At 62.1% G+C, this 23197-nt stretch carries 25 protein-coding genes; 14 read left to right on the top strand and 11 right to left on the bottom strand.

The features are described from left to right. Positions 1-10: 10 nt before the first annotated feature. Complete coding sequence (locus VJ464_10510) at positions 11-2827, bottom strand: protein kinase (protein HKQ05554.1); 2817 nt, start codon at positions 2825-2827, stop codon at positions 11-13. 128 nt (positions 2828-2955) lie between these two features. Next, positions 2956-3870: a carbohydrate kinase gene (locus VJ464_10505; protein HKQ05553.1), complete on the bottom strand. Its 915-nt coding sequence runs from the start codon at positions 3868-3870 to the stop codon at positions 2956-2958. A gap of 247 nt (positions 3871-4117) precedes the next feature. Between VJ464_10505 and VJ464_10500 the strand changes: the two genes are divergently transcribed. Then, the gene (locus tag VJ464_10500) at positions 4118-4411 is read left to right on the top strand and encodes a hypothetical protein (protein HKQ05552.1); all 294 of its coding nucleotides are present in this window, start codon (positions 4118-4120) and stop codon (positions 4409-4411) included. Positions 4412-4470: 59 nt separating this feature from the next. Here the strand turns inward: VJ464_10500 and cas4 are convergent, their stop codons facing one another. Continuing rightward, positions 4471-5037: a CRISPR-associated protein Cas4 gene (cas4, locus tag VJ464_10495; GenBank protein HKQ05551.1), complete on the bottom strand. Its 567-nt coding sequence runs from the start codon at positions 5035-5037 to the stop codon at positions 4471-4473. After that, the gene (locus VJ464_10490) at positions 5034-5288 is read right to left on the bottom strand and encodes a hypothetical protein (GenBank protein ID HKQ05550.1); all 255 of its coding nucleotides are present in this window, start codon (positions 5286-5288) and stop codon (positions 5034-5036) included. The genes cas4 and VJ464_10490 overlap by 4 nt, the downstream gene beginning before the upstream one ends. 207 nt (positions 5289-5495) lie before the next feature. Here VJ464_10490 and VJ464_10485 point away from each other — a divergent pair, with 207 nt between their 5' ends. The 9 genes from VJ464_10485 (at position 5496) to VJ464_10445 (ending at position 15169) form a co-directional block, all read left to right on the top strand. Continuing rightward, complete coding sequence (locus tag VJ464_10485; GenBank protein HKQ05549.1) at positions 5496-6761, top strand: inner membrane CreD family protein; 1266 nt, start codon at positions 5496-5498, stop codon at positions 6759-6761. Positions 6762-6804: 43 nt separating this feature from the next. Continuing rightward, entirely contained in the window at positions 6805-7425 is a 621-nt protein-coding gene (locus VJ464_10480) for a UbiX family flavin prenyltransferase (protein ID HKQ05548.1), read from the top strand. Positions 7426-7521: 96 nt separating this feature from the next. Continuing rightward, the gene (locus VJ464_10475) at positions 7522-8427 is read left to right on the top strand and encodes a UbiA-like polyprenyltransferase (GenBank protein ID HKQ05547.1); all 906 of its coding nucleotides are present in this window, start codon (positions 7522-7524) and stop codon (positions 8425-8427) included. A gap of 141 nt (positions 8428-8568) precedes the next feature. Further along, positions 8569-10467, top strand: a complete 1899-nt coding sequence (gene asnB / locus VJ464_10470; protein ID HKQ05546.1) for an asparagine synthase (glutamine-hydrolyzing) — start codon at positions 8569-8571, stop codon at positions 10465-10467. A gap of 10 nt (positions 10468-10477) precedes the next feature. After that, a complete protein-coding gene (locus tag VJ464_10465; GenBank protein HKQ05545.1) occupies positions 10478-11362 on the top strand; it encodes a class I SAM-dependent methyltransferase in 885 nt (294 codons plus the stop codon). Positions 11363-11524: 162 nt separating this feature from the next. Further along, positions 11525-12517, top strand: coding sequence for a GDP-mannose 4,6-dehydratase (locus tag VJ464_10460; GenBank protein ID HKQ05544.1), 993 nt, complete (start codon positions 11525-11527; stop codon positions 12515-12517). A 176-nt stretch (positions 12518-12693) separates the two neighbouring features. Further along, positions 12694-13224: a response regulator gene (locus VJ464_10455; GenBank protein HKQ05543.1), complete on the top strand. Its 531-nt coding sequence runs from the start codon at positions 12694-12696 to the stop codon at positions 13222-13224. A 179-nt stretch (positions 13225-13403) separates the two neighbouring features. Next, positions 13404-14423, top strand: a complete 1020-nt coding sequence (locus VJ464_10450; GenBank protein ID HKQ05542.1) for a glycosyltransferase family 2 protein — start codon at positions 13404-13406, stop codon at positions 14421-14423. Further along, positions 14420-15169 (top strand): WecB/TagA/CpsF family glycosyltransferase, encoded by a 750-nt coding sequence (locus tag VJ464_10445; protein ID HKQ05541.1) that lies wholly within the window; start codon positions 14420-14422, stop codon positions 15167-15169. The genes VJ464_10450 and VJ464_10445 overlap by 4 nt, the downstream gene beginning before the upstream one ends. 27 nt (positions 15170-15196) lie before the next feature. Here VJ464_10445 and VJ464_10440 read toward each other — a convergent pair whose 3' ends face one another. Both VJ464_10440 and VJ464_10435 read right to left on the bottom strand, forming a co-directional pair. Beyond that, a complete protein-coding gene (locus VJ464_10440) occupies positions 15197-15679 on the bottom strand; it encodes an RsbRD N-terminal domain-containing protein (protein ID HKQ05540.1) in 483 nt (160 codons plus the stop codon). Between the two features lie 71 nt (positions 15680-15750). Beyond that, positions 15751-16113: a hypothetical protein gene (locus VJ464_10435; protein HKQ05539.1), complete on the bottom strand. Its 363-nt coding sequence runs from the start codon at positions 16111-16113 to the stop codon at positions 15751-15753. 291 nt (positions 16114-16404) lie between these two features. Between VJ464_10435 and VJ464_10430 the strand changes: the two genes are divergently transcribed. After that, positions 16405-17595: a DHH family phosphoesterase gene (locus VJ464_10430; GenBank protein ID HKQ05538.1), complete on the top strand. Its 1191-nt coding sequence runs from the start codon at positions 16405-16407 to the stop codon at positions 17593-17595. A 92-nt stretch (positions 17596-17687) separates the two neighbouring features. On the opposite strand, the gene VJ464_10425 is transcribed toward VJ464_10430, so the two are convergent. Beyond that, entirely contained in the window at positions 17688-17963 is a 276-nt protein-coding gene (locus VJ464_10425) for a YMGG-like glycine zipper-containing protein (protein HKQ05537.1), read from the bottom strand. Positions 17964-18104: 141 nt separating this feature from the next. Between VJ464_10425 and VJ464_10420 the strand changes: the two genes are divergently transcribed. Next, positions 18105-19625 (top strand): FAD-dependent oxidoreductase, encoded by a 1521-nt coding sequence (locus VJ464_10420; GenBank protein HKQ05536.1) that lies wholly within the window; start codon positions 18105-18107, stop codon positions 19623-19625. 84 nt (positions 19626-19709) lie between these two features. Here VJ464_10420 and VJ464_10415 read toward each other — a convergent pair whose 3' ends face one another. From VJ464_10415 to VJ464_10405, 3 genes are read right to left on the bottom strand one after another with little or no spacing between them, the layout of a single operon-like run. After that, entirely contained in the window at positions 19710-20108 is a 399-nt protein-coding gene (locus tag VJ464_10415; GenBank protein HKQ05535.1) for a PPOX class F420-dependent oxidoreductase, read from the bottom strand. A 42-nt stretch (positions 20109-20150) separates the two neighbouring features. Next, positions 20151-20510, bottom strand: coding sequence for a nitroreductase family deazaflavin-dependent oxidoreductase (locus VJ464_10410; protein HKQ05534.1), 360 nt, complete (start codon positions 20508-20510; stop codon positions 20151-20153). A gap of 44 nt (positions 20511-20554) precedes the next feature. After that, complete coding sequence (locus VJ464_10405) at positions 20555-20962, bottom strand: hypothetical protein (protein ID HKQ05533.1); 408 nt, start codon at positions 20960-20962, stop codon at positions 20555-20557. Positions 20963-21189: 227 nt separating this feature from the next. Here VJ464_10405 and VJ464_10400 point away from each other — a divergent pair, with 227 nt between their 5' ends. Both VJ464_10400 and VJ464_10395 read left to right on the top strand, forming a co-directional pair. Further along, complete coding sequence (locus VJ464_10400) at positions 21190-21567, top strand: hypothetical protein (GenBank protein HKQ05532.1); 378 nt, start codon at positions 21190-21192, stop codon at positions 21565-21567. 61 nt (positions 21568-21628) lie between these two features. Continuing rightward, complete coding sequence (locus VJ464_10395; GenBank protein HKQ05531.1) at positions 21629-21970, top strand: DUF4383 domain-containing protein; 342 nt, start codon at positions 21629-21631, stop codon at positions 21968-21970. Positions 21971-22009: 39 nt separating this feature from the next. On the opposite strand, the gene VJ464_10390 is transcribed toward VJ464_10395, so the two are convergent. Then, positions 22010-23143, bottom strand: a complete 1134-nt coding sequence (locus tag VJ464_10390; GenBank protein ID HKQ05530.1) for a DNA topoisomerase IB — start codon at positions 23141-23143, stop codon at positions 22010-22012. Positions 23144-23197: the final 54 nt, after the last annotated feature.

Raw genomic sequence — 23197 nt, 5'->3', positions numbered from 1 at the left:
GCGCTGCTGCTTAATTGCCTCTGCCAGCCAGCGCCGCGTCGCACTCGGCGAGCTTGCGGGTTAACTCATCAGGCTTGTCTGAGCTGTCGCCCTGCAAGAGATTGCGGCTGCGCAGGTCGTTGTAAATCGTTTGACCCTGACTGTACGACGAGCGCGCCGCGCGCCAGTGCGCCGCCGACTTGCGACTTGCCGCCAGCCGCGCCTGTACGTCGCCCAGCACCAGATAGGCGTCGGCGAGCGCCGTCCGCGCTTCGACGTTCGCCGCATCTTCTGATGACAGCCCTTCAAGGATCAGCCGCCCGCGCTCGATGCTGTCAATCGCCGCCGCCATCTCGTCACCCGCCGCCTGCACTTTGCCGAACTTAATCAAGCCGTCGGCCAGATAACTTTTCATCTCGGCGTTGTCCGGGTTCGCGCCGGAAATCTTTTCGAGGATCGCCAGCCCTTTATGATAATGATCGAGCGCGGCGCGGCGGTCGCCCGAACGCGCCAACAGCTCGGCGATGTTGTCATAGCCGATGCCGAGATCGAATTGCGCATCCACATTGGCCGGGTCGGCGGCGGCCAGGGCTTCGTCCGATGCGAGCGTCTTACGCTGATAGCCGAGCGCTTCGCTAATGTTGCCCATCGAAGCCAGCGTGTCGGCGATTTTTTCGTTGCTGGCGGCGACGGCGCGGCGGGCCGGGGCGCTCGACGGGTCTTCGGCGGCAAGCGCCTCGCGAATCGCCAGCCCTTTGCGGTAATGCTCAAGCGCGTCCGCCGCGTCGCCGCCGGCCATCAGCATGTCCGCGACCTTGTTGCGCATCAACGCCAGGTCGCCGCGCGCCCGCGCCGAAGGCTCGGCTTCGACAGACTTCTCGGCCAGCTCAAGCGCCTTGCGAAAATGATCGAGCGCAGCAGTATTCTCGCCGGTCTGCGCCAGCACCTGCCCAACCTTCAAATAACCGATCATCGCCGTGCGCCGCCACTCGCCATCGTCTGCGCGCGCGGCGGCGATGGGTTGCGAGATCGACAGCGCCTTGCGTTGATGTTCGAGCGCGCCCGTCGTATCGCCGGTCGCCAGCAGCACATCGCCGATGCGCTCGTAACTGACCAGCAAGTCGCGCTGCATCTGGATGTCGTTCGGGTGATCTTTGACCAGCGCCTCGCTGATGGCCAGCGCCTTGCGATAACTGTCGAGCGCCCCCTGTGTGTCGCCGAGGTTCGATTCGAATGGGTAGCCCTGCACGTCGCCGACTTTTTGATAAGCCTTCGCCAGCTCGCGCTGCAACTGCGCATCGCCGGCGGCCTCTGTGGCAAGGCTGTCGAGGTATTCGAGCGCCCGCGTCACCAGCAGCTCGCGCACAGGGGTCGAGCCCGGCAGCGGCTCGATGCGGTCGTGGATCTCGAACATGAACGAGTTGGCGAGCCGCCGAACGTCGTTGAAGCGGCGCTCGGCGCGCGCCCGTTGACGATTGATGGCCAGCAGCCCGCCACTCAGCATCAGCAGGATCAACAGCGCCGCAACGACGCCGGCTTTGTGGCGCGCGACGAACTTGCCGGCGCGGTAAGTGAAGGTGTCTGTGCGCGCGATCACCGGCAAGCCGTCGAGGTGGCGTTGAATGTCGCTGGCGAACTGCTCGACCGAGGCGTAACGCCGCTCAGGCTCCTTGCGCATGGCCATCAGCACGATGTTGTCGAGGTCGCCGCGCAGCCTACGACTCAGGGCTTTCGAGCGCGGCGCGCGGGTTGGCGGTCGCGAGTTGTCCTGAGCCTCTGTGCTGACCGTTTCCGCTTGCTGTTGCAGCTCGGTCGCCAAGGCTTCGCCGCGCGGCCCGTCGGCCACCGCTGTGCTGGGCCTGAACGGCTCCTGTTCGCAGATGGCCCGGACGATATCTTGCGGCGAGCGGCTCTTGATTCGATAAGGACGCCGCCCGGTGAGCAACTGGTACAGCACGACGCCGAGCGAATAGATGTCTGTGGAGATGGTGATCGGCTCGCCGCGCGCCTGCTCGGGGCTGGCGTATTCCGGCGTCATCATGCCGTGGCCGGTCGCGCCCGTATCAATCAGGCCCTCGCTCTGCGTCGGGTCGAGCAGCTTGGCGATGCCGAAATCAACCAGCTTCGGCTCGCCGTCGGCGGTCACCAGGATGTTCGACGGCTTAATGTCACGGTGAACGACGAGCTTTTGATGAGCGTAGTGAACCGCGGCGCAGACCTTGCGAAAGAGCTTCAGCCGTTCGGCAGTCGCGAGTTTGCGAGCGTCGGCGTAGTCGGTGATGGGCTGGCCTTCGATGTACTCCATGACGAAGTAGGGCAAGCCGTCTTCGGTCGCGCCGCCGTCTAAGAGTCGCGCAATGTTCGGGTGATCGAGCGCGGCGAGAATCTGCCGCTCATTGCGGAAGCGGCGGACGATGAAGCTGCTGGCCATGCCGCGCCTGACCAGTTTGATGGCAACCTGCTTTTTGTACTGCGCGTCGGCACGCTCGGCCAGGTAGACCGCGCCCATGCCGCCTTCGCCGATTTTGCGAATGACTTGATAAGGGCCGATGTTCGAGAGCCGAAACATCTCGGCCTGCTCGTCGCCGGACAAGCCGATGGTGGCGGCTTCAGCTAGCGCGCCGGTCGCCGCTTCAACGGTGGGCGCTTCGACCGTCGGTAAGTCTGTGCGGACCTCTGTGGGCTGCGAGGGAGCGAGCCGGGCTTCGACTTCGCGCCTGAGCGCCAGGTCGCCGGCGCATGCCTCGGCGACAAACGCGGTGCGCTCGCGCGGCGCTCGCCTGAGCGCCGCTCGGAGAATCGATTCAACCTGCTGCCGGCGATCAAGGTTCGATGGTCCACTGCTCATATGCTTAAAACTATACTGAGCCGGAAAACCTCTGAGCAAGATCAGCAACCGTTCATCTCTCACGCAGTCGTTGTCACCAACGGTTCAGCTCTGGCGCGCTTCGGGCGCGTGCCCATGAGCATTATGATTTAAGAGACCTCCGCGCCTTCGATGACTTGCCGCAAGATCGCCGCCTCGACCGTAGGCGTTGCGCCGACCTGCGAGGCGACCCATGCGCCCAGCAGGTTGGCGGCCCGACCGATCTCGGCTAGCCGCGCGCCGCGCAAGTAATGATGCGCGAGCGCCGCCGTGAACGCGTCGCCCGCGCCGATGGCGTCGGCGGTCGTCACCGGAATCCCCGCGTGGCTGACGGCCTCGGCGGCGTTGACCAGAAGGCTTCCGTGCGCGCCGCGCGTCACGCAGACCATCTCAAGCGAGTAAGCGCGCAGCAAGGCCCGCGCCCGCGCTTCATCCGTATCGCCCGCAAGATCGAACATCGCCGCGACGATGGGCAATTCCAGATGGTTGAGCTTGACGACTCTTGCCTGCCGCAGCGAATCGCCGAGAACCTCTGCCGAGTAGAACGATTGCCGCAGGTTGACATCGAACACCCGCAAGGCATCCTTGCGGGTGGCGCTTAAAAACTTGCGAATCGTTTCGCGTGACGCCGTCGAACGCTGCGCCAGCGCGCCAAAACAGACAGCGTCGGCGTCGACGGCCAGCGCCTGCCATTGTGGCGTGAACTCCAAAAAGTCCCATGCCGCCATTTCGGTGATCGTGAAATCCGGCTGCCCCTGTTCATCGACGCGCACCCGCACGGTGCCGGTCGGGCGCGTGTCATCGCGCTGAACATAAACGGTCGGCAAGCCCGATTGGTGCAGGCGTTGCAGCGTTTTATGTCCAAGCTCGTCGCTGCCGACGCGGCTGGCAACGACGGCGTGATTGCCCAGCAGGCTGGCGAAATAGGCGAAATTGGCCGGCGCGCCGCCGAGCCGCGGCCCCGCAGGCAGCAAATCCCAAACGATCTCGCCTAAACCGACGATGGTATAGCGGCCAGAAGTCATCTCGTGTGCATGGGCGCGCCAGGTGTTGCTTCGTTCGTGAAAGAAAATCTCTACCTTCGGACCTGGCGGTGATCGGAATATTTTTCGCCGCTAATATAGTGCAAAAGCGGCAGCCGGTCAAAAGCGGCGCGTCGGCAAAGCCGCTCAGGCTTGCATATCCGTAGCGCGGCGGCATCTAATGTAAGAAGGACGCCGGTGGGTGCGCGACGCGGCTTGAGCGCGTCAACGGATTATTTGGATTTGTCTTATGGCTGAATTATTCGAAGGTTATGAAATCTCGCTGTCGCGGTCGCCCGACGGCAGGCCGGTGGTGACGACCGATGCCAATGTGCCGATGGCCAATGGCTGCATGATCGGCAACCCGGATACCGACGCTGACCTTATTTATGTCCATCTCGATGTGCGGCGCGACGGCAGGAAATTCGCCGTCTGGGTTTGCGTGTCTAACGATCACTTGCAAAAGCCGGATCTGGAATCGGCCATCATTGCGGATAAAGGCCCGGAGATTATTGCCGCCGTCCAAGTTATGGAAGCCGCCTGATGCCTTGGAGCGTCGGGCTTTTGCTTGACGCAAAACACGCCGGCTGAAGTTGAAGCCGCTCAGACGAGCGCCTCATCACACACCTCTCGCATACGGCAACCGGCACAGCGCCCGCTCTCGTCATGGCTGCGATGCACATCGGCGGCGAGCCGCGCCGCGCGCATATCATCGATCACGTCGAGCAACACGACGCGCAACTGCGGCGTGTAATCCACCCTGACCTCGGCGTCGCGGTAGCGAATGATGCCGCAATCAATCTCCGGGTCGAGCAGGTCTTCGACCAGCAAACAGTAGGCGGCGAGCTGTAAGATATGTGAGTCATAGGGCTGGCCGCTTGCGGGCAGACGCGCCGATTTGACCTCGACCGGGATGATGCCATCGCCTGTGTCCACCAGATAGTCGGGCCTGCCGATCAAGCCGAAGCGTTCCGAGACCAGCGGACGTTCGACCTTGCGCCCGTATTCGTCGGTCGTCGCCGGGCCGAGCTTGCCGCTGACGAATCCCGTGTCGCTATAGATAAGCTTGCCTTCAGGCAATCCGGTCTGCGAGGCCGCGCGATGCGCCACGCGGTCAATCGTCGCGGCGAGCGCTATGCAAATCGCGAAAGCAACCAGCAGCCAGATCATGCGAACCACCTGAAGACGATCACGACGGCAATCGTCAGCGCGACGACGAACAAGAGCAAGGACCACGCTTTCAGCCGCCGCACCCGCCGCACCGCCCGGCCATGCTCGCGGTGCCATGCCTCGCCCGCGGCGCGCGCCTTGCCGCCCGCGGTCGGGTGATGGCCGTCGAGCCTGAGCCGCCAGGCGCGGGCGCAATAGGCATACTCGCCGATCTCTGAAGCGCGAATGAACCGGCCACGGCTTTTCCGCATAGTTCATTTATCGCCTCACAACCCGCAGATGCGCAATCGCCGGCGCGGTAAGCGTTGCCGGCTGACTCACCAATCTCTCACGCATTGCTCACGTCCTCTCATCCCCTGCAAAACATCCCGCCCGCGCCTGTCGGCATCAGAGCCGCCTGACAAGCACCGGTCGCCTGCATTCGACCGGCGAAAAACTCGTTCACCAGGAGGCATCTCATGGTTCACAGGATCACCGCCATCGTCGTCTTCTACCTCGTCGCCGTCGCCGGCTGGGTCTTTCTCGCCGGCACGATCACCTACCGCACAGGCAATCAGGACGATTCGATCAAGCGCGAAGTCAGCCAGTTGTGGGGCACGCCGCTCGAACAGCGCGCCCCCTCGGCGCGGCTCAGCGTCGAGCGTAAGACCGACACCGAAGTTACTAACCCCATGACGCATCAGCGCATGGTCAATCAAACGACGACGACCGAAGAGTCCGACCTGCCCATCACCCAGAACAACATCCGCACGCGCTTTGAGCTGGACCAGCGACAGAAGGGGCTGCTGTGGTATTCGACCTATCGCGTTCACTTCGCGGGCCGCTATGTCTTCGAGAACCCGCAGGACAAGCGCGGCGAGATGGTCGTCAGTTTCACTTTCCCGTCGGCCAACGGCCAGTATGACGAATTCAAATTTGAAATGGACGGCAGCCCCGTGCCTTTCACGCGCGGCAAGAACGATGTCGTCGTCGCCCGCATCATCTGCGAGCCGAAAGCGCGCCACGAGTTGTTTGTCACTTACCTGACACAGGGGCTCGACCGCTTCGTCTATCGCTTCGGCGACGGCATCACCGAGGTGCGCAACTTTCAGATGGTCGCGGTCACAGAGAACTTCGACCGCTACGACTTCCCGCAGATGACCCTGTCGCCGACGACCAAGGAGCGCGCCGGCGGCGGTTGGGAGCTGACCTGGAACTACGCCGATCTGATCTCCGGCAATGGCATCGGCGTCGAGATGCCGCAGAAGATCAATCCCGGCCCGATGGCGGCGCGCATCTCGTTTTTTGCGCCCGTCTCGCTGGGCTTTTTCTTCTTTCTGATCTTCATCATCTCGGTGCTGAAGAAGATCGAGCTGCACCCGATGAATTACTTCTTCCTCGCCGCTTCGTTCTTCGCCTTCCACCTGTTGCTGGCCTATCTCGTCGATCACATCTCGATCCATGCGGCGTTTGTCATCTGCTCGATGGTGTCGCTGATTCTGGTGGTGTCGTACATGCGGCTGGTGGTCGGCAACCGCTTCGCGTTCTTCGAAACGGCGCTGGCGCAGACGGTCTACCTGATCGGCTTCTCCTACGCCTTTTTCTTTGAAGGCTTCACCGGCCTGGCAGTCGCCATCGGCGTCATCAGCACGCTCTTTGTCGTCATGCAGATGACCGCGCGGATCAACTGGTCAGAGAAATTCCGGCTCGCCGGCGCAGGCGTCAAAGAGCTGGATAAGCCATAGCCGTTTCTTGATGCCCCGCAGACGCGCCGCTACAATACGAGAGGTGAAAAGCATAACCGTAGGAATCAGCGGCGCGAGCGGCGTCATCTACGCGCAGCGGTTGATGATGCAGCTCGAAGCCAGCCCCGAAGTGCGGCAGATCAATCTAGTCATCAGCGGCCCGGCGCGGCGCGTGATGGCCGACGAATTGGACATTCAGGCGACCGCCGACACCGAGCAGATGATTGCTCAGTTGACGGGCCGCCCGTCTGCGAAAACCGTCTTCTTTCACGCGGGCGACATCGGCGCGGCCATCGCTTCGGGATCATACCCGGTGGACGCGATGGCGATTATTCCTTGCTCGGCTTCAACGCTCGGCGTGCTGGCGTCGGGCGCGGCGCGCAACCTGCTGCACCGCGCCGCCGATGTCTGTTTGAAAGAAGGCCGCCGCCTGGTCATCGTGCCGCGCGAGACGCCGCTTTCGACCATTCACCTTGAGAATATGCTGCGGCTGCGGCAGGCGGGCGCGATGATCGTGCCGGCGATGCCGGCGTTTTATCACCGACCGGCGGACATCAACGCGATGGCCGACCATTTTGTTTACCGGGTGATGGATCACCTCGGCGTCGCGCACTCGGAAGAGACCGTCTGGCGCGGCGACTTAAGGGTGACAAGTGACAGGTGACAAGTGACAAGACGTTGTCACGCCGTCTCGTGGTAAGACCTATGCCGCGCAGCGCTTCTTGTCACTCGTCACTTGTCAATTGTCACTGTTAAAGCTATGTCGAACGCTCCTGCTACAAAGATGCCATTCGGTGAGCGGCTTCGCGTGACGCTCGAAATGATCAAGATCGAGCACACGCTATTCGCCTTGCCGTTCGCCTTTCTCGGCGCGACGCTGGCCGCCCGCGAAGCCGCCATGCAGCCGGCGAGTTTTTGGATTGCGAAGCTCGTTTGGATCACCCTGGCAATGGTCGGCGCGCGCTCGGCGGCGATGACCTTTAATCGCATTGCCGACCGTCGGATCGATGCCGCCAACCCGCGCACCGCGACGCGCGCTTTGCCCGCGGGCTTGCTCGACGTGCGCTTCGCGTGGGCCTTCACGGTCGCCGCGTCGCTGCTCTTTATCGTGGCCGCCTCGCAGCTCAACCGCCTGGCGCTGTTGCTGTCGCCGGTGGCGCTGGGGTCGGTCTTTCTTTACTCCTACACCAAGCGCTTCACGTCGCTGTCGCATCTCGTGCTGGGCTGGTGCCTGGCCATCGCGCCATCGGGCGCGTGGATCGCGATCAAAGGCGAATTGAACTGGCTGCCGGTGCTGCTGTCGCTGGCGGTGATGCTGTGGACTGCCGGCTTCGACGTGCTGTACGCCTGCCAGGATTACGAGTTTGATCGGCGCAGCGGCCTGCATTCGATCCCGCAGCGCTTCGGCATCCATCGGGCGTTATGGATCGCCCGCACGATTCACGCGCTGATGTTTGCGACGCTGGTTGTTTTTTTTGCGGCGGCGCATCTCGGCTGGCTGGGGCTTGCGGGTGTGCTGCTGACCGGAGCCCTGCTGGTTTACCAGCACAGCATCGTGCGTGCCGATGACCTGTCTCGGTTGAACGCGGCGTTCTTTACGACCAACGCATTCGTCAGCGTGATCCTCTTCGTCACCATCGCCGGCGACATCTTTCTGCTCAAATGATCGTTTGCTATGTGGCGCAAGGCGGTTAGCTTGCGCATGGACTCGCGCAAGCTAACCGCCTTGCGCCACATCCCGGCAAAGGCGGCGCGAATTCACACTTTCTGATTTGAGATTTCTGTTGCTTCCCTGGACAATCTGACTATGTGCGGAATCTGCGGCGTTGCCGGTCAAGCCGACGAAGCTTTGCTGAAAGCGATGCTGGCGCGCATCGCCCATCGCGGGCCGGACGACGAAGGCATCTATCTGACACACACGACAAGCGGCCAGTCGGTCGGGCTCGGCCACCGGCGGCTTTCGATCATTGACCTGTCGCCCGCCGGCCACGAGCCCATGCGCGATGCAAGCGGCGAACTCTGGTTGACCTTCAACGGCGAAATCTACAACTTCAAAACCATCCGGCGCGAGCTCGAAGCCGCCGGCCATCGCTTTCGCTCGGACAGCGACGCCGAGGTTATCATTTATGCTTACCGCGAGTGGGGCCGCGATTTTCTGACGCGGCTCAACGGCATGTTTGCCCTGGCGATCTGGGACGCGCGCGACCAGTCGTTGTTGCTGGCGCGCGACCGGCTCGGCATCAAGCCGCTTTATTACGCCGACACGCCTGCCGGCTTCGCCTTCGCTTCCGAGATCAAAGCCCTGCTCGCCATCCCCGGCATTGAACGTCGGGTTGATCTTGCGGCGCTCGACCAGTTCATGACTTTTCTGTGGACGCCCGACCCGCGAACCATCTTTCAGGGCATCCACAAGCTGCCGCCGGCGCATTATCTGGTCTATCAAAACGGCCGCGCCGAAACCTTCGAATATTGGGACGTCGATTTCAACGAAGACGACACGCTCACGGAAAGCGAATGGGTCGAGCGGCTGCGCGAGCAGGTCAAGCGCAGCGCCGCCATGCAGATGGTCAGCGACGTGCCGCTCGGCGCTTTCCTGTCGGGCGGGCTCGATTCGTCGAGCCTTGTCGCGCTAATGACCGGGGCGAGCCAACAACGGCTGACGACCTACACCTTCGGCTTCAAGCCGGAAGACCTGCGCTATGACATTCTCGAAGACGACGTGAAGTACGCCCGCGTCGTCGGGCGCGAGCTTGAAACCGATTATCACGAAGCCTTTCTTGAACCGCAGGTCATTGATCTGCTGCCGAAGCTGGTCTACCACCTGGACGAACCCGTTGCCGACCCGGCCATCATTACGAGTTATTTGATCTGCCGGGCGGCGCGCGAGCGCTTGACGGTGCTGATTTCAGGGATGGGCGGCGACGAAGTCTTCGCCGGCTACCCGCGCCACGCGGCGGTCAAGGTCGCCGAAGCCTACAACCTGATCCCGTCGTTCATCTCGCGCCCGGTGGCCGCCGCTCTGCCCGGCGCGCGCCCAGGCCGTTTGACGGCGCTGTTTCGCAACACCAAGAAGCTGGCCCGCTCGGCCCGCCTTCCCGAACGCGAGCGCTATCTCGGGTTTGGAACTTACTTCACAGAAGCCGACAAGGCCGAGCTGTACGCCGGCCCGTTGCGCGACGCGGCGCATGACTTTGACGCCTACCGCGAGCATCGCCGCTACTTTGATCGCGTCGCCGGCCAGGACTTCATCAACCAGATGCTCTACGTTGACCTGAAGACTTTTCTGCCGTGTCTCAACCTGACCTACACGGACAAGACGAGCATGGCCAGCTCCGTAGAAGTGCGCGTGCCGCTGCTCGATCACGAGCTGGTCGAGATGGCGGCGCGCATCCCCGCGCGCTTGAAGTTGAAAGGGCTGACGCGCAAGTACATCTTGAAGCGGGCGGCGGAAGCGTGGCTGCCGCGCGGGATCATTTATCGCAAGAAGGCGGGATTTAGCGCGCCGCTGCGCGCATGGCTGGCGCGCGACCTGCGCCCGATGGTCGAGGAGCTGTTATCGCAAGCGAACATCGCGCGGCGCGGCTATTTCGATTACCCGACGGTGCGACGCTTGATTGACGACAATCTATCGGGCCGCGAAGATAACAGCTTGAAGATTTTTCAGCTGCTAACTTTGGAGCTATGGCACAGGGCCTTCATCGATTGATTGCGTGAATATGGCTCAAGACCTCAAAACCCGCGTTCATGATTTCTGGCAGGCGAACCCTTGCGGCTCCAAGTTCGCCGATGCCGAGATCGGCTCGCGCGAATTCTTCGACGCCGTCGAGCGGCACCGTTACCGCACCGAATCGCACATTCCCGCGGTGATAGACTTCCCGCGCTGGCGCGACCGCGATGTCATCGAAGTCGGCTGTGGGCTGGGCACCGACGCCATCAACTTCGCCCGCCACGGCGCGCGCTATACCGGCGTTGATCTGACGGAAGCCTCCATCGCGTTGGTTGAAAAACGCTTCGCGCTCGAAGGCCTGTCCGCCCGCTTGCGGGTTGCCGACGCCGAAGCGCTGCCGTTTGCCGACGAGAGCTTTGACCTGTTTTATTCGCACGGCGTCCTGCATCACACGCCCGACACCCAGCGCGCCATTGACGAAGCGCATCGCGTGCTCAGGCCCGGCGGCACGGCGATGGTGATGCTCTACCACCGCAGCTCTTATAACTATCGCGTCAACATCATGACGCTCAGGCGGCTGGGGGTGCGCCTGCTCGGGTTTGATTGGGGGCCGCGCCTCGTTCGCCGTTTGACCGGCGAAGACGAAACGCGGCTCTTAGAGCTTCAGCAAGCTTACAGGCGCGACCCGCGACGGTTGCTTGCGCCCGAGGAGTTCTTGAATCAGAACACCGATGGCGCCGGCAATCCGCTGGCGCGCGTCTACACGCGCCGCGAAGCCGCGCGCATGTTTGCGCGCTTCCGCGAGGCGCGCACCGAAGTCCATTTCTTAAATAAGCGATGGATTCCGCTCGTCGGTCGCTTCCTGCCGCAGACGGTCGAGCTTAGGCTAGCAAGCCGTTGGGGCTGGCACCTCTGGATCATCGCGAGGAAGTAGGCAGGAAGCAGGGAACAGGAAGCAGGAGGCAGGAGGCAGGAGGCAGGGGTAGCGAGATAAGGACAAATCACCGTCGTCTTGAAGCATCAGCCGAAATGCTACCCTGGCACCGCTTCCTGGCTGCCTCCTGCCTCCTGCCTCCTGCCTCCTGATTTGTCCGCTATGAAAAACATTCTCATCACCGGCGGCGCGGGATTCATCGGCAGCCACCTCGTTGATTACTTGATGAGCGAGGCGGCGGGCGTGGCGCTCGGCTTGCGCCAGGGGCCGCGCATCACGGTGGTTGATAACTTCGACGATTTTTATGATCCGGCGCTGAAACGCGCCAACGTCGAGTCGCACCGCGGACGCGACAACTTCGAGCTGGTCGCCGCCGATATTACGGATGCCCGCGCGATGAATGAGTTATTCGCGCAGCGGCAGTTTGACGCCGTCGTGCATCTGGCGGCGCGCGCTGGTGTCCGCCCATCGCTCGCCGACCCGCTGGCTTACGAAGCGACCAACGTGCGCGGCACCTACGCGCTGTTGGAAGCGGCGCGGCGCGGCGGCGTGCGACAATTCGTCTTCGGCTCGTCGAGCTCGGTTTACGGCATCAACGCGCGAGTGCCATTTTGCGAAGACGATGCCATCAGCCGGCCCATCTCGCCGTATGCCGCGACCAAGATCGCCGGTGAAGCGGCGTGTCACGTCTACAGCCATCTTTATGGAATGCGCGCGGTCTGCCTGCGCTTCTTCACCGTTTATGGCGCGCGCCAGCGACCCGACCTGGCCATCCACAAATTCGCGCGCTTGATCGAAGCGGGCCGCCCCATACCCCTCTATGGCGACGGCACGACGGAGCGCGATTACACTTACATTGACGACATCATTGCCGGCGTCGTCGCGGCGCTCGGCTACGAGGCGAGCGCCTACGAAGTGATTAATCTCGGTGAATCGGCCACGGTCGAGCTGCGGCGGCTGGTCAAGCTGCTCGAACAGGCGATGGGCAAGCGCGCGCTGATCGAGCCGCAGCCGGCACAACCCGGCGACGTTCCCCGCACCTGCGCCAATATCGAAAAAGCCCGCCGCCTGCTCGGCTACAACCCGCAGACGCCGATTGAGACCGGCGTCGAAAAGTTCATCGCCTGGTTCAGAGCCGAGCGCCGCGAGCCATAACGTCTCAGGGGATACCCTTATTGTCTCATATGATGAGGCTCCGCCGGTCTTCAGGCGGTTCAGCGAGGAATGGTTATTGCTCATTGGTGAGATGAGTACGCTCGGACGTAACACGTGACGCTGCATCCGTCAAATTCCTGCCCTGTAGTTTTAGACTGCTTTCCGAGGTTGAGAATGTGAACGACAAAGAAATCAGTATTCTCCTCGTTGATGATGATGTCGACACGACGAAGATGCTGGGTCAGCTTTTAGGGCTGACGCTGGCGCGACAGCACCATTGTTATACCGCCGCCAGCGTCGATGAAGCCTTCAAGCTGCTCGACGCCAGTTTCTTTCACCTCGTCATTACAGACATCAATATGCCCGGGACGACAGGGATCGCGCTGTGTCAGCGAATCTATGAGTCCCATCCGACCACCGTGGTCATCATGATGTCGGCGATGACCGACATCAATTACGCCATCGAGGCGATGCGCGCCGGCGCATTCGATTACCTGGTCAAGCCGATTCACGCCGCGCCACTGACAGCGGCCATCGAGCGCGCGCTCGGCTATCAAGAAACTTTGATGAAGCGGCATTACTGCGAGCAGTCGCTCGAAGAAGAGGTGCGCGACCTGTTCGCGCTCAACGCGCGGGTGCGCAGCTCGCGCAACCAGCAAGCTGCCGGCGAAACGCTGCGCACCGACGCCGCGGGCCGCAAAGGATAATGGCTTTCCACCCCTTGCGCGTGTCCGCTTACTAACCCGAACGCGCAAATCCGCGAGACGCTTGCGGCGTTGCCTGAGGCCGATGGCGCGCTACACCGCAAGCGTCTCGCCAGACCTGCTTGCCTATCGCCACCCGCCAGTCTACTATCCTTGCTTGCAGAAAAAATCTGCCCGCACTTATGAAGGAATACCGCCTAACACCGGTACGCGAAGCCGACGGCGCGAGGCCGGAGCTGTCCGTCTTTCTGCCGGTCTACAACGAAGCCGAGAACCTGCCGCCGCTGCATGACAGGCTCACCCAGGCGCTCGCCGAGCTGGGCCGCAGTTACGAGATTCTCTACATCGATGACGGCTCGACCGACGCGAGCCTGGCGCGGCTGCGCGAGATCGCCTTGCTCGACGAGCGCGTGCGGGTCATCGCCTTGCGCCGCAATTATGGCCAGACGGCGGCCATGAGCGCCGGCATCGATTACGCGCGCGGCGACATCCTGATTCCGATGGACGCGGATCTGCAAAATGACCCGGCCGATATTGGCCGGCTGCTGACGCGCCTCGACGAAGGCTACGACGTGGTGTCGGGGTGGCGCAAAGACCGCAAAGACCGCTGGCTGACCCGGCGGCTGCCTTCGCATCTGGCCAACCGTCTGGTGTCGCGCATCGCCGGCATCACCTTGCATGACTATGGCTGCTCGCTGAAAGCCTACCGGCGCGAGGCGCTCACGGATGTCAAGCTTTACGGCGAGATGCACCGCTTCATCCCGGTTTACGCCGCCTGGGCCGGGGCGCGTGTCACAGAGATTCCGGTCACTCATCATGCGCGCCGGGCCGGCGAGTCGAAGTACGGGCTGTCGCGCACCGGCAAAGTGCTGTTCGACCTGATCACCATCAAGTTCATGTCGAGTTACCTGACCAAGCCGCTCTACCTGTTCGGCTGGGCCGGGGCGATCTGTCTGATTGTCAGTTTTATCTCATTCGCTTTTGCGCTCTACTTCCGCCTTGTCGAGAATGTCCATCTGAACCGCATGCCGCTGGCGACACTGGCCATGATCATGTTCGGCATGGGCGTGCAGTTCATCTTCATGGGCCTGCTGGCGGAGATGATCGTCCGTACATACCACGAATCGCAGAACAAGCCGACCTACCTGATCCGCGAACGCATCAACATTCCCGACGACGCCAAAGGGGAGCAGCAGCGGTGAGCGCCGAGCGCGTCAACGTCGCGGGCGTCGAGGTGGATAACTTAAGCGAAGGCGAGGCAGTCGCCGCCATTGCGCGGCGGGTCGAAGCCGGCGGCGCGCATTATCTTTGTGTGATTAATGCCGCAAAAGCCGTCGCCGCCAGCCGCGATGTCCGCTTGCGCGCGGCGCTCGGCAAAGCGGCGCTCGTAACCGCCGACGGCATGTCTGTGGTGTGGGCGGCGCGCTGGCTCGGCAGCCCTTTGAAGGCGCGCGTCACCGGCATCGATCTGTTCGAGCGTCTGGTAGGGGAAGCGGCGGCGCGCGGCTGGTCGGTCTATTTCTTCGGGGCTCGCGACGAGTCTGTGCGGGGCGTCGTCGAGCGCTTCAGCCGCGAGCATGCCGGGCTGCGCGTCGCCGGCTGGCGCAACGGCTACTTCGAGCCATCGGAAGCTGCCGCCATTGCCGAAGGCATTCGCCGCAGCAAGGCCGATCTGTTGTTTGTGGCCATGGGCTCGCCGGCGCAGGAGTATTGGATCGCCGAGCAGCTTGAGCGTACAGGGGTGCGTTTTGCGATGGGCGTCGGCGGCAGCTTCGACCACCTGAGCGGGCGCAAGCCGCGCGCCCCGCGCTGGATGCAGCGCGCCGGGCTGGAATGGCTCTACCGTTTGGGGCGCGAGCCGCGCCGTCTGTGGCGGCGCTATCTGGTTGGCAACTTACAGTTTATTCGCCTGATTGTCGGGCAGCGCCGCGCCCAGCGACGGCCTTGACCCTTGCCGGTATGGATGCCGCGCCGCTCAGTTCTTCTCCTGGGCGCTCGACGCGTCGGCGGTGATCTTTTCTTTCATCACTTCGGCGTAGACCGACACGGCATAGCTCAACTCTTCGTCAATGTAGAGACCGATCAGCCGGGCCACGGCGAGGTGGCTTTCGATGCTGATGCCGAGCCCGCCGCTCATCAGCAAGCTGCCGATCTGGTCGAGCAGCGTGATGCGCAGCAGCGACAGCTCGCGCACCAGCTCGCGGGCGCGGTAGCCCTGGCGGAAGCGCACGTAAGCGTGGACGCGGGCTTCACGGGTGTTGATGATACCGGGTTGCTCTTTGACGCGCAGCAGGTCGCAGATTTCGGCGATGACTGCGGGGATGTGATCACGCAGCCCGGCGTCCGACAACTCGGCGTCGGATTGGATGCGCGGCTCCTGGCGCACGGCCTCGGCCCACATGGCGGTAATCGCTTCATTGCGCGCCGAAAGCCAATCGGCTAAGTCTGAGTAAGCCATGATACAACCCCAACGGCGCGCGGCCCGGGTGCCAGTTGAGCCGCACGCTTTGCTTGCCCGATTAGAACGCCTCAGGGGCTGCCGACGCGCACGCATTTGACCGGCACGCCCTCAAGGATGACTTGCTCGAACGCCTTGCCCTGTGTCTGCTGCACAAATTCAAGGAACTCGTAGATGTTGACGATCTCCGCGGTATCAAAGCCGAGGCTCGCAAGCAGCTCGTCACTGCCGCGGAAGGTCAGCGGGTACGGCACGACACGGAACTCCAGCGCCAGCGTGTCGTGCAATTTCAGGATCACGTCATAGAGATCCTTCAGCACGGTGAACGACGAGATCAAACATGTGTATTCGCCCCGGCTGGCCCTGGTCAGGAGATTCGAATAATCGGCATTATAACTTTCAACAAACCGGTCGAACTCAGCCTGTTGCAGCATCTATTTGGATAACCCTTCCCGGTTTTCTCACAGGCGCACAGATCAATCAGGGCGACAGACCGCTTGCGGCGCGGTTGGGCCGGCTGCGACCGGCATGCCCTGATTTATCGTCCTTATCGTTCACGCTCCACAGTTTAACCGATCAACCATTAGCTTCATGGTCATTACATATCTGTGAAGCTGCATTGTGGAACGATGCGGTTTTGATGTCAAGCAGGCAGTCAACTGTGGCTTGCGCGCGCCGCGCGCTGTAGGCAGAATGGCTCAATCAGACAGGATGGAGGAGCGAATATGTCGAGAGAGCGAAAACCCCTGGCCGACGTCAGCGCCAAAAGCGACGTGCGGCCCATGAGCAAGGCGGCGGAACTGGCAGCCTTGCTAGAGCCTCACCGTGGCGAACGCCATGCCATCGTCATGCAGGATTACCCTGATCCCGATGCCATCTCGTCGGCCTGGGCGCACAAGATGATCGCCGCCCGCTATAGCATCGATTGCGACATCGTCTACGAAGGGCGCATCAGCCACCAGGAGAACCTCGCGCTCGTGCAACTGGCCGACATCGAGCTGCTGCGCTACAGCGAAGGCGACGACCTCGGCGTTTACCAGGGGACGGTTTTTGTTGATAACCAGGGGACGACCTCGGCGCTGACCGACCGCTTCGCGGCCGCAGGGGTCAAGCCGCTGGTGCTCGTCGATCATCACGAGCGCCAGGATCGCATCGAGTCCGAGTTCACCGATATTCGCAAGATCGGCGCCACCGCCACCATCTACACACAGTACATCCGCGAAGGGTTGTTGGAGCTGAACAAGAGCGATATGCAGCACGTTCGGCTGGCGACGGCGCTGATGCATGGCATTCGCAGCGAGACGCTGGGGCTGATCCGCGCCCGCGAAGAAGAGCTTGAGGCGGCGTCCTTCCTGTCGCGCTTCGCCGACTTTTCGCTGCTCGAAAATATCCTCTCGGTCAAACGCTCGAAGCAGGTGATGGACGTCATCCGCCAGGCGCTCGAAAACCGCGAGATGCGCGACAGCTATTCAATCTCCGGCGTCGGCTTCCTGCGCATGGAAGACCGCGACTCGATCCCGCAGGCGGCGGATTTTCTGCTCACGGAAGAGAACGTCCACACGGCCATCGTCTATGGCATCATCGTTAAAGGCGACCGCGAGATGGTCGTCGGCTCGATGCGCACCACCAAAGTGACTTTGAACCCGGACGAGTTTTTGAAAGAGGCGCTCGGCGCGACCGAAACCGGCCGCTACTATGGCGGCGGGCGGCGCGGCGCCGGCGGCTTCGAGATACCGATAGGCTTTCTTGCGGCGATTAAGGATGACGAGCTGGTGCGCATGAAATGGCGGCTGTATGACGAGCTGATTAAGCGTAAGCTGTTGGCCAAGATCGGCGTGCCGACGACATCGCGCACCGAGATGTCACGCGACACCGGGTCGCTGACAAGCACCTCTCTACGCGTCGAAGAAGTCTGAAGAAGGTGACAAGTGACAAGTGAAGCTGCGCCGGTTGAGTAGCTGTTGGAACCGGGTCACATCGTCTTGTCACTTGTCACTCGTCATTTCCCCTAGTACCGGCGGTGGTGCTTCTTGTGGCGATAGACCAGATAGCCGCCACCCGCGCCGGCACCCGCGCCGATCAGCGCGCCTTTTTTGCCGCCGAGCAATGCGCCGCCGACTGCGCCAATCGCCGTGCCGACAGCGATGTGCTTGGTCTTGCTCGGGCCGCGACGATAATAGCGGTGATGCCGTTGCGCCGAGCTGATTGGCGCAATCGTCAGTACCATAAAGATGACTGCCAGCAGTAGCGCCAGGACGTTTCGTTTTTGAACAACACGTATCATTTTCACTCCTCCTGATAGATTAAACTCTGCCCGATCAGTAGATACTTCAACTGCCGTTCCACAAAGCGGCGCGCATGGCGATTTGCAAACCGCATGGCGGCGCTGTAGCATGCTTGGCGAAATCTGCGCACGGGAGAAGCTATGTCGAACCAGGTCAATCGCCGCGACTTCATCAAAGAGTTCAGCCTCAGCCTTGCCGCGCTGGCGCTCGCGCCGAATGTGGCCAGGGCGACAAAGCGCGGCGACCTGACGTTGCAGGGCGCGCCGCAAACGGTCGTTATCCTCGGCGGCGGTCTGGCCGGGCTTGCCGCCGGTTACGAGTTGAAGAAGGCCGGCCATCACATCACCATTCTCGAAGCGCGCAAGTTTCCTGGCGGGCGCGTGCAAACCCTGCGCGATTTCGCTAACGACCAGTACGCCGAAGCCGGGGCCTTGAGCTTCCCGCAAGAGCACGGTTTCACCTACGGCTACGCGACCGACTTCGGTTTGCCGCTGCGGCCCGTCGCCACCTTCGGGCTCGACTCTATCGCTCACATTCGCGGCAACCGCTTCCGCATTGACGGCGGCGGCGGCGCCAACGTGCCCTTTTCGCTGAAGTCGAGCGAGCGCACAGCCGGCGTCTACGGTTTGATTCCGCTCTACCTCGGCCAGTACCTGAACGCCGTCGGCAACCCGCGCCGCGCCGGCTGGCCTTCGGAAACCTTGAGCGCCATTGATGCCGTGTCGCTCAGGGCGCTGCTTGAATCGCAGGGCGCGTCGGATGGCGCGATAGACATTATCGCCGCGACGCAGTTGGGACTTCTCGGCTATGGCATCGATTCGGTGTCGGCAATGGACGGCGTGGTGACGGAAGCCATCGCCTCGTCGGGAGCCTTTTACGAGATCGCCGGCGGCAACGACCAGCTGGCGTCTGTGCTGAAGAAGAAGGTCAAGAAGTTCTTTCGCAAGAATTCGCTCGTCAGGCGCATCGAGCAGGATGCCACGGGCGTCATCGTGACTTACGAAGACGGCGACGGCCCGCAGACGATCACCGCCGACCGCGTCATCTGCACGCTGCCGTTCCCCGTGCTGAAGAACATTCCGATCTTGCCGGCGCTCCCCGAAGACAAGCAGCGGGCGATCAACGAAATCAAGCTGACGCCGGTAACGCGCACCTATCAACAGTTCAACAAGCGGGTCTGGGAGGAGAACACCTTGAGCGGTTATGGCATCACCGACCTGCCGATTCAGAATACCTATTCGCCGACGCTGACGCAGACCGGCAAGAGCGGCATCCTGGTGTCGTACACCGGCGGCCAGCGGGCGCTCGACCTCGGAGCGATGAGCGAGAAAGACCGACAAGCGCTGGTGCTGCGGCGCATGGGCGATCTGTTTAATAATTTGAATAGCCAGTATGCGTCGGGAACGAGCGTCGTCTGGCACGACGACCCGCTGGCGGGCGGCGGCTTTGCCTACTTCGAGCCGGGCCAGATGGCTACGCTGCTTCCGGTGGCGCAGCGCGCCGAAGGCCGCATTCACTTTGCCGGCGAGCACACCTCTGCGTGGCACGGCTGGATGAACGGGGCGCTGGAATCGGGCAACCGCGCCGCCGCCGAAGTCAACGACGCCAGCGCCCAGGCCAGCATCGCCATCGCTTCACGAACCGAGCAAGGCAGTCGCTAAGGCCGAGCGCGTGACGTGAACGTCGGCAGCTTCCCGCTTGCCTTCGCTCCTGCCTCACTGCGGTCTCATTCCGGCCTTCTTCAATCAACCCATTGACGTGGTGTGCTGCGGCTCGATCTTGTAGAGGACGCGCACTTCGCCGGGCGAGCGCCCTGGATAGCGGTCAACGCCCATATATTTCTTGGCCATCTTATCGATATGCTCGTCGGCGCCCTCTTCGGTGATCTCGACGACAGGCCCGCGAACTTCGAGGTAGCGGTAAGGGTTATCAGGGTCTTGCAGAGAGAGCGAGACATTCGGGTTGCGGCGCAGGTTTTTATCCTTCTGCCGCCCGCGCGCCGAATTGATGATGACGTATTGGCCATCGTAATCGACCCACACAGGCGTCACCTGCGGTGTGCCGTCAGGCATCAGCGTGGCGACGTGGGCGAATGCTTTCTTGTCGAACAGGTCACGAAATTTCTCCGGGATTCCTTCTGCCATAGCGTTCTCCTTGATGGTTGCAGTGCGTCTCGCCTAAGAAGTTTAACCGTTCGGTGTGACGGGCTCAAACTCGTCCGGCGTAATCTCGACCGGCAAGCCGTCGCCCCAATCGTATTTCTCGCGTCCGAGCTGTTGCGCCATCTGGTAGAGCGCCGCGTCACGCGCTTCGTCAAGCACGCGCGCCGCCGCCGTGAACCGGCGATCAGCGACGCGCACGCTGACGCGCGGGTTGGCCGCGATATTCTTGACCCATTGGGTGCGATGAAAGTGCTCGGCGAGAAGATAGAAGCGGCCCGCGTGGTGGACGAACCAGATTTCGATTTCGCGCGGCAGACCGCTCTTGCGGCCCATCGTCGTCAGGTAGAGATACTGGGTGGCTGCGAAGTCTTCGTGTTCCGCCATGGCTTCGATTCAGCCACACCGGGGCGTTTCTTGCAAGCGGCGGATCAGATCATCGGGTCGGCAGAGGTGGCCTGCGCGCCCTTCCGGTCGCTTCCGCGCATGACGTTCTGCTCATCGACGAAAAACGAGCGCTTACCGCTGACGCCATAGCGTTCGGGAGTCGCCGTCGCTTCAAAGCCGTGCGCCGTCACCCGCACGTCGAACTTGTAGCCGGTCAACTGGCCCTTCGCCGGATCGTTGACCATGCTGCGTTTAATCAATTCGTCGAGCGTCGCGTACTGGCCGCCGGATTCAGCCTGGTAAGCCAGCTCGGCGCGGCCAATGGCCTGCAACCGCGTCATCGCCGCCAGCTCGTTGCCGGCAGTCACCTGCGGCGCTTGCTCGATCACCGTCGTCTTTGAACCGTTGCACGCCGCCGAGCTCGCCAGCATCGCCATCATTAAAAGTCGCATGAATCGCCTGTGCATTTCGGGCCTGTCCTTGAATTCGAGGGATGTCGCGGGGGCCTGATAGAGTCGCGCTTATGATAAGCCGGGCGCGGCGGGCGGGCAATAGTAATTCCGGCAGCGCCACGGGTTGCCGCCGAAAATATGAGCCGAGCGCTTGACGCGCCCTCGCCGCGCAGGTAGTTTAGCTTTCGTTTCATCACCCGACATTCAAGCGCAGACGCGGAGACCTGATGCCTTTAGGTTTGCAGATCGCCTGGCTGTTCATCCTCGCCGTGCCTATTGCCTGCATCGCCTGGACGGTGACACATGAAGAAGTCTTCCGCGAGCCGCGCGATTATTGCGTCAGCAAAAGCCAGAGCTGCCGGCGCTTGCTCGAACGCAAGTTTTTTTACCTGTTCACCTGCGAGTATTGTTTCAGCCATTATGTAACTGTCTTCTTCCTCCTCATCACGCGCTACAAGCTGCTGTACGGCGACTGGCGCGGTTATCTGATTGGCGGCTTCGCGCTGGTGTGGGTCGCCAACCAGTATATGAGCATCTACGGCAGGCTGCGGCTCGACATCAAGCGCGAGAGCGTCGAGATCAAGCAGGTCGAAAACAAGCAGTGAGCAGCGCGCGTTGCGGCCCTGCCGCGGCGGCGCAGAGACAGACTAGAAAAAGGAGAGACGTATGGCAAAGACTATCGCATCCCTTGTTGGCGTGGTGTTCATCCTGGTGGGAATCTGCGGCTTCTTTAATGCCCATCTGCTCGGCGCACACCTCGGCACCGTGCACAATGTCATCCACCTGGTTTCCGGGGCGCTGTCGCTCTATTTTGGCGTCAAGGGGACGCTCGCGCAGGCGCGCAACTTCTGCATTATCTTTGGCCTGGTCTACGGCCTGCTCGGGGTTGTCGGCCTGGTCATGGGCGAGCTGAATCTGCCCGGCCTGATGCTCGGCAAGATCGATCACTACATTCACGTAGCGATCAGCGTTCTCTACCTGATTGGCGGGTTCGGGACGAAAGCCTGATTGCCCTGAGGTCGTGATCTTCGGCGGCGCGGCGCGCGCTCAGGCGGCGCGCCGCTGACTTTGCGCGGCCTGAGCGGCGCGGCCTTCGGCGCGCAGCAGTTTCAACAACGCCAACTCCTCAGGCTCATATTCAGGCTGCAATCGCTGGATGCGGCGAGTGCGCCGCGGTCGGAAGGCTTCGAGCGTGACGCCTTCGCTGTAGCGTTCAAGCACCGCCGGGTGAATGTAACAACTGCGGCAGACGCTTGGAGTGTTGCCGAGATGCTCGGCAACCTGCTTGACCACCTGCACGACGTTGCGCTTCGCCTGTCGCTCGCTGTCTGCCTGACCGGCTTCGGCCAGGCGGATCGCCGCCAGCAGTGAGCCGCCCCAGGTGCGAAAGTCTTTGGCGGAAAACTCCGGCCCGGCCACCGCCTTGATGTATTCGTTGACATCGCGCGGCGTGATCGGCTTGATTTTGCCGTCGTCGTCGGTGTACTCGAACAGCTTCGGCCCGCCGAGCGCTTTCAGGTCGCGCATCACCGTGGCCAGCTCTTCATCAACGATGATCCGCCGGTGGCGGATATGATGTTTGCCGACGAAGCTGAAGACCAGGCGGCCGCCGCGTTGAATGTCGAGATGGCGATTGCGCAGCGTCGTCACCCCATAGGTGCGATAGCGTTTGACGCTATGCTCGGAGCCGACGCGGAAGTAAAGCTCGTTGATCAGGCGGATGACGATGGCCAGCACGCGCTGGCGCGGGAAGCCGTCGAGCGCGATATGCTCGTTGGTCAGGCGGCGCAGCAGCGGCAACGCTTCGCCGAAGCGCACGATCTTGGCATATTTTTTCTGCTGCTGTCGCGCCGCGAACGCGGGATGGTATTTATATTGAATGCGTCCGGCGGTATCGATGCCGACGGCTTGCAGGCGGCTGCGCGGCGAGGGCGCGACGCGGACGTGCCGCCAGGCGGGCGGGATCACCAACTGGCGTATGCGCTCAAGCTGCGCCGCGTCGGTCACCGGGCGGCTTTTGTGATCTTCATACCAGAAACCTCTTTGCTTCGAGCCGTGCCGACGCCACCACTTCGCCCGCGTGCCGTGCTCGACCAGCTCAAGCGAGGTCTTCTTTGGCCTGGCCGTAGCGTCCTGCGCTCTGCCCGCCATCGAATCAATCGTCTGTACGTTACTCGCCATCACCTGCCCGCTTTCAATGCGAATCTTGCAAGCGAGATTAGACGGAGCAATGAA

The organism is Blastocatellia bacterium (assembly GCA_035275065.1).
GTDB lineage: Bacteria > Acidobacteriota > Blastocatellia > UBA7656 > UBA7656 > DATENM01.
Note: the sequence above shows the minus strand (reverse complement) of the source record. Positions and strands in the feature narration are given on the sequence as shown.

Excerpts from the sequence above, each read along its gene's own strand:
- VJ464_10505 (HKQ05553.1), bottom strand. The coding sequence starts at position 3,870 with ATGACTTCTGGCCGCTATACCATCGTCGGTTTAGGCGAGATCGTTTGG.
- VJ464_10405 (HKQ05533.1), bottom strand. The coding sequence starts at position 20,962 with ATGCGACTTTTAATGATGGCGATGCTGGCGAGCTCGGCGGCGTGCAAC.
- VJ464_10420 (HKQ05536.1), top strand. The coding sequence starts at position 18,105 with ATGTCGAACCAGGTCAATCGCCGCGACTTCATCAAAGAGTTCAGCCTC.
- VJ464_10460 (HKQ05544.1), top strand. The coding sequence starts at position 11,525 with ATGAAAAACATTCTCATCACCGGCGGCGCGGGATTCATCGGCAGCCAC.
- asnB (HKQ05546.1), top strand. The coding sequence starts at position 8,569 with ATGTGCGGAATCTGCGGCGTTGCCGGTCAAGCCGACGAAGCTTTGCTG.
- VJ464_10415 (HKQ05535.1), bottom strand. The coding sequence starts at position 20,108 with ATGGCAGAAGGAATCCCGGAGAAATTTCGTGACCTGTTCGACAAGAAA.
- VJ464_10440 (HKQ05540.1), bottom strand. The coding sequence starts at position 15,679 with ATGGCTTACTCAGACTTAGCCGATTGGCTTTCGGCGCGCAATGAAGCG.
- VJ464_10410 (HKQ05534.1), bottom strand. The coding sequence starts at position 20,510 with ATGGCGGAACACGAAGACTTCGCAGCCACCCAGTATCTCTACCTGACG.
- VJ464_10395 (HKQ05531.1), top strand. The coding sequence starts at position 21,629 with ATGGCAAAGACTATCGCATCCCTTGTTGGCGTGGTGTTCATCCTGGTG.
- VJ464_10390 (HKQ05530.1), bottom strand. The coding sequence starts at position 23,143 with ATGGCGAGTAACGTACAGACGATTGATTCGATGGCGGGCAGAGCGCAG.
- VJ464_10425 (HKQ05537.1), bottom strand. The coding sequence starts at position 17,963 with ATGATACGTGTTGTTCAAAAACGAAACGTCCTGGCGCTACTGCTGGCA.
- VJ464_10475 (HKQ05547.1), top strand. The coding sequence starts at position 7,522 with ATGTCGAACGCTCCTGCTACAAAGATGCCATTCGGTGAGCGGCTTCGC.
- VJ464_10500 (HKQ05552.1), top strand. The coding sequence starts at position 4,118 with ATGGCTGAATTATTCGAAGGTTATGAAATCTCGCTGTCGCGGTCGCCC.
- VJ464_10485 (HKQ05549.1), top strand. The coding sequence starts at position 5,496 with ATGGTTCACAGGATCACCGCCATCGTCGTCTTCTACCTCGTCGCCGTC.
- VJ464_10435 (HKQ05539.1), bottom strand. The coding sequence starts at position 16,113 with ATGCTGCAACAGGCTGAGTTCGACCGGTTTGTTGAAAGTTATAATGCC.
- VJ464_10430 (HKQ05538.1), top strand. The coding sequence starts at position 16,405 with ATGTCGAGAGAGCGAAAACCCCTGGCCGACGTCAGCGCCAAAAGCGAC.
- VJ464_10450 (HKQ05542.1), top strand. The coding sequence starts at position 13,404 with ATGAAGGAATACCGCCTAACACCGGTACGCGAAGCCGACGGCGCGAGG.
- cas4 (HKQ05551.1), bottom strand. The coding sequence starts at position 5,037 with ATGATCTGGCTGCTGGTTGCTTTCGCGATTTGCATAGCGCTCGCCGCG.
- VJ464_10510 (HKQ05554.1), bottom strand. The coding sequence starts at position 2,827 with ATGAGCAGTGGACCATCGAACCTTGATCGCCGGCAGCAGGTTGAATCG.
- VJ464_10400 (HKQ05532.1), top strand. The coding sequence starts at position 21,190 with ATGCCTTTAGGTTTGCAGATCGCCTGGCTGTTCATCCTCGCCGTGCCT.
- VJ464_10490 (HKQ05550.1), bottom strand. The coding sequence starts at position 5,288 with ATGCGGAAAAGCCGTGGCCGGTTCATTCGCGCTTCAGAGATCGGCGAG.
- VJ464_10465 (HKQ05545.1), top strand. The coding sequence starts at position 10,478 with ATGGCTCAAGACCTCAAAACCCGCGTTCATGATTTCTGGCAGGCGAAC.